Raw genomic sequence first — 530 nt, forward strand, 5'->3', positions numbered from 1 at the left:
CAAGAAAGACGATCAGGTTCACCCGAATACCAAGTCGTTCTTCGGCGACCCCGGACTCGGCGCCGGGGAAGACGAACTGCGCCGCGATGCCTGGAAATGGGAGAATTGCCTGCACGCGAGCAGACGGCTCAACGCGAAGAGTCTCAGCCGGCCATCTTTTGACATCCACTACAATGCGCGTCTCGAAGGCCGGAGTTTCTCGCCGGCCGAGCAGCTTCCCTACGCACTCGCCGTGACAGTCCGCGCGCGCAAGATCGCAGATCTTTACGACCAGATCGTACGAAAATACGCCACGGTGCTGGAGCCCATCAGGCCGGTGGTTGACATTCCGGTGCGGACATAGGGAGGCTATTTCGAACTGCGAAGGAACCGAAGATATTCCAACAGTTTGACGTCTTCTTCGGGTGAAAGATTGAGCTCTGTAAAGCTGTTGCGCGCCGGCTTGTGCGCCGAAGTCTTCGAAGTGACGGCGTAGCCCGCCATCTGCATCAGCTGCTCGTAGTTTATTCGGTACACCTGCGCGAGAACAT

General features: G+C 57.7%; 2 pseudogenes. One reads left to right on the forward strand and one right to left on the reverse strand.

The window, feature by feature from the left end:
• A pseudogene (locus EN964_RS39050) lies at positions 1–343 on the forward strand (peptidase S8 and S53, subtilisin, kexin, sedolisin); the annotation flags it as partial.
• Between the two features lie 5 nt (positions 344–348).
• Here EN964_RS39050 and EN964_RS38315 read toward each other — a convergent pair.
• Positions 349–530: pseudogene (locus EN964_RS38315) on the reverse strand (XRE family transcriptional regulator); the annotation flags it as partial.

This window comes from Mesorhizobium sp. M7A.F.Ca.CA.001.10.2.1 (genome assembly GCF_003998575.1).
Taxonomy (GTDB): domain Bacteria; phylum Pseudomonadota; class Alphaproteobacteria; order Rhizobiales; family Rhizobiaceae; genus Mesorhizobium.